At 64.7% G+C, this 3820-nt stretch carries 3 protein-coding genes and 1 pseudogene; all 4 read left to right on the top strand.

The features are described from left to right. A pseudogene (locus ACESMD_RS13685) lies at window positions 1–581 on the top strand (restriction endonuclease); the annotation flags it as partial. A gap of 162 nt (window positions 582–743) precedes the next feature. Continuing rightward, window positions 744–1439 (top strand): GntR family transcriptional regulator, encoded by a 696-nt coding sequence (locus ACESMD_RS13680; RefSeq protein WP_372614068.1) that lies wholly within the window; start codon window positions 744–746, stop codon window positions 1437–1439. Between the two features lie 46 nt (window positions 1440–1485). Then, window positions 1486–2703, top strand: coding sequence for a CaiB/BaiF CoA transferase family protein (locus tag ACESMD_RS13675; protein WP_372614066.1), 1218 nt, complete (start codon window positions 1486–1488; stop codon window positions 2701–2703). A 13-nt stretch (window positions 2704–2716) separates the two neighbouring features. Then, window positions 2717–3820 (top strand): TRAP transporter large permease (locus ACESMD_RS13670; protein WP_372614064.1); only part of this gene is annotated, 1104 nt, incomplete at its 3' end.

The following is a 3820-nucleotide window of genomic DNA, read 5'->3' as shown; positions in this document are numbered from 1 at the left end:
CCAGCGACAAACTCGACATCCCCAGTCTCTGGCATCAGGACCCGGTGCGTCGTCGCCTGCTGTTCGCCCTGAACATGGACACGGTGGTGGCCCACGTCAGCCGCTTCGTGACCGAGCAGAACGTCGAGCGCCAGGAGCTGATCTTCGATGAGCACCGCCCCATCGGCTCGACCGCCACCATGCGCCCCTGGTTGACCACCAAGCCCTGCGCCGCCACCCAGCGCTCGCAGATCAGCCATGTGGTCTATGACAGCACTTGGGAGAAACGGGTCGCCGACATCTGCGAGGATCACCCCGATATCGCCGCCTGGGCCAAGAACGACCACCTGGACTTCAAGGTGCGCTACCTGTGGCGCGGCTCGTCACGCAACTTCTTGCCGGACTACCTGATCCGCCTGAGCAGCGGCAAGACTCTCGTGCTGGAGGTCAAGGGCCAGGACAGCCCGCAGAACGCCGAAAAGCGCAACGCCATGGCCAGTTGGGTGGCCGCGGTCAACGACCAGGGCGGCTTCGGCCAGTGGGCCTTCGATACGGTGTTCGATCCCTCGCAGACGCGGGATGTGATCGAGCAATACAGGTGACACGTCGAGCCGATCGGTAAAATCCGACAGACTTCCAGGTCAGTTGTTAGCTTGTTGCATGCAATTTAATCCTAAAGTCTACTAATAATCCCCCAAAAATGCTTTTATTCTCACGGTTGTATGCAATCAGAGAAAACATCCATGCTCAGGACAGCGCCGAAGGTGTCTTCCGAGATCCCTCGAACGGCCACCGCCCAGGTCCATCACGCGATCAAGCAGCGTATTCTGAGCGGGGACTATCAGCCCGACGAGTACATCCGCGAGTCGAGCCTGGCCCGTGAACTCGAGGTGAGTCGTACGCCCGTGCGGGAAGCCCTTCGCGAGCTGGTTTCCGAGGGCTGGCTCGAGGCGATCCCGCATCAGGGGGCAAGGGTGGTGGCCTGGACGGAGCGCGATGCCCGCGAGGTCTTCCAGCTGCGCCTGGTGCTGGAGCCCATGGCGGCCAACCTGGCTTGCCAGCAAATGACGCCGGCCTGCCGAGAACGCCTGGAGGCGCTGGCCATCCGGATGGAGGCTCTCTCCGAACCCGACAGAGTCAGCCCGGAGGCCCGCAACGAGATCGCCATCCTCAACCACGACTTCCATCGGGAGCTCATCCTGGCCAGCGACAACCAGCGTCTCTTCAACGTGCAGGAGATGGTGGTCAGCACCTCGATCATTCGCCGTAATTTCGACCAGTACGACCACCAGGCTCTGCAACGTAGCATGCGACACCACCGCGAAATCCTGCAGGCCATCGATGCCGGAAGCCCGACCTGGGCCGAGAGCGTGATGTACTCCCACCTGCTGGCCGCCAGGGGCCTCCACGAGACGGTCAGCGAGCCGCCGAGAAGGCCCAGTATGCACCAAGCCACTTGAGTCCCGTATCGGAACAGGATTCATCAGCCGAGGAATGACAACAACAATGCCCGACTCCCCTTCGCTAACCGACATACCGCTCGACGACCTCAAGGTCCTCGAGCTGGGTCAACTGATTGCCGGGCCCTATTGCGGCCAGATTCTTGCCGACTTCGGTGCCCAGGTCATCAAGATCGAGCCACCCGGCAAGGGCGATGCCATGCGCCAGTGGGGTGAGGCCGACAGCGAGACCGGCGACCCCCTGTGGTGGAACCTGATCGGCCGCAACAAGCAATCGATGACCCTGGACCTGCGACAGCCTCGCGGGCAGGAGATCCTGCGTGACCTGGCCGCTCGGGCCGATATCCTGATCGAGAATTTCCGCCCCGGCACCATGGAGCGCTGGGGGCTGGACTACGCGACCCTGTCCCGGGACAACCCGGGGTTGATCATGGTCCGGGTCACCGGCTTCGGACAGGACGGCCCCTATGCCTCCCGGGCCGGATTCGCCTCGGTATGCGAGGCCATGGGCGGGCTGCGTTATCTGAGTGGCTACCCCGACCGCCCCCCGGTACGCGTGGGCATCTCCATCGGTGACAGCCTGGCGGGCCTGCATGGGGCCATGGGCACCCTGGTGGCCCTGCACCAGCGCCAGCGCAGCGGACGCGGCCAGGTAGTGGATAGCACCATCTTCGAATCCGTGTTGGCGATGATGGAGAACCTGATTCCCGAATATGCCCGGGCCGGCAAGGTACGCGAGCGCAGCGGCAGCTTCCTGCCGGGGATCGCCCCGTCCAACGCCTATCCGGCTCGCGACGGACGCGACGTGATCATCGGTGCCAACCAGGACAGTGTCTTCCGCCGACTCTGCGAGGCGATGGGGCAACCCGGCCTTGCCGATCACCCTGACTACGCCACCCACCGGGCACGCGGCGAGAATCAGCAGGCCATCGACGATCTGGTCGCCGCCTGGACCCGCCATCACGATTCGCAGACCGTCGTCGACATCCTGGCCCGGGCCGGTGTCCCGGCAGGCCTGGTCTACCGGGCGCCGGACATGCTCGCGGATCCGCACTTCCAGGCCCGTGATTCCATCGTCGAGGTCCCCGACCGCCATGGCAAACCCCTCCCGATGCAGAACGTCTTCCCCCGCTTGACCGATACCCCGGGGCGCATCCGGCACGTCGGTCCCGCCCTGGGCGAGCACACCGAGGTCATCCTGGGCGACTGGCTCGGCTATTCACCTGACACTCTCGACGCCCTGCGCGCCGAGCAGGTGATCTGAGCGGAGCATCGCCATGGATCCTGTCTTCGTCGTTCTCCTGCTGGTGGGCCTGATCGCCATCGGTTTCCCGATCTTCCTCGCGCTGGGCCTGTCCGGTCTGCTGGGCCTTTACATGGCTCGCGGCTCGCTGGCCTTCTTCTTCGCCCCCTCCTCGCTGTTCGGCCAGCTCAATGCCTTCGAATTGATCGCCCTGCCGCTATTCATCCTGATGGGCAACTTTCTGGGTGCCACGCCGGTGGGCTCCAGCCTCTTCCATGCGGCGGTGCGCTGGCTGAACTGGCTGCGCGGCAGCCTGGCTATCGCCTCGGTCGGGGCCTCTGCCATGTTCGGGGCGGTCTCCGGCGTCAGCCTGGCGGGGGTCGCGGCGGTAGGCTCCATCGCCGTGCCCCAGATGCTCGAGCGCGGCTACAGCCGTTCCCTGGCCGCGGGCTCGGTGGTCACCGCCGGCGCCCTGGCCATGCTGATCCCGCCCAGCGTGCCCTTCATCATCTATGGGGCGGTTTCCAGTGTTTCGGTCGCCGATCTGTTCATCGGCGGCATCGTGCCGGGAATCGTGCTGGCTCTGGCGTTGTCGATCTACATCTATATCCGCGTGGGTCTGCACCCCGAGGAGGCACCGGCCTTGACGGAGCGCTTCACCTGGAAGGAGCGCTGGATGAGCCTGGCCAACATCTGGCACGCCGCCCTGCTGGTGGTCGTCGTGCTCGGCTCCATCTATTCCGGCCTGGCCACGCCCAGTGAAGCCGCCGGCATCGGTGCTCTGGGCGCCTTCCTGATTGCCACCCTGATCTTCCGTAGCCTGAGCTGGAGCCGCTTCCTGCAGATACTGGGCTCCACGGCGAGGATCAGCGGCGCCATCCTGCTGATCATCGGTTGTGCCAAGATCTTCGGTGACTACCTCAACATGGTGCGCGTGCCCCAGTTGCTCACCGAGGCGCTCACCACCAGCGGCCTGCCGGCCTGGGCCATCCTCCTGGCCGTCATGCTGCTATTGCTCTTGCTGGGCATGATCGTCGATGCCGTCTCGCTGATCGTGGTCACCACTCCGGTCCTGCTGCCGCTGATCGTGGCGCTAGGCTACGACCCGCTGTGGTTCGGCATCGTCATGGTGCTCAAT

Source organism: Halomonas sp., assembly GCF_041689495.1.
Taxonomy (GTDB): domain Bacteria; phylum Pseudomonadota; class Gammaproteobacteria; order Pseudomonadales; family Halomonadaceae; genus Halomonas.
The sequence above is the reverse complement of the archived record's forward strand: the minus strand, read 5'-3'. Positions and strand labels throughout refer to the sequence as shown.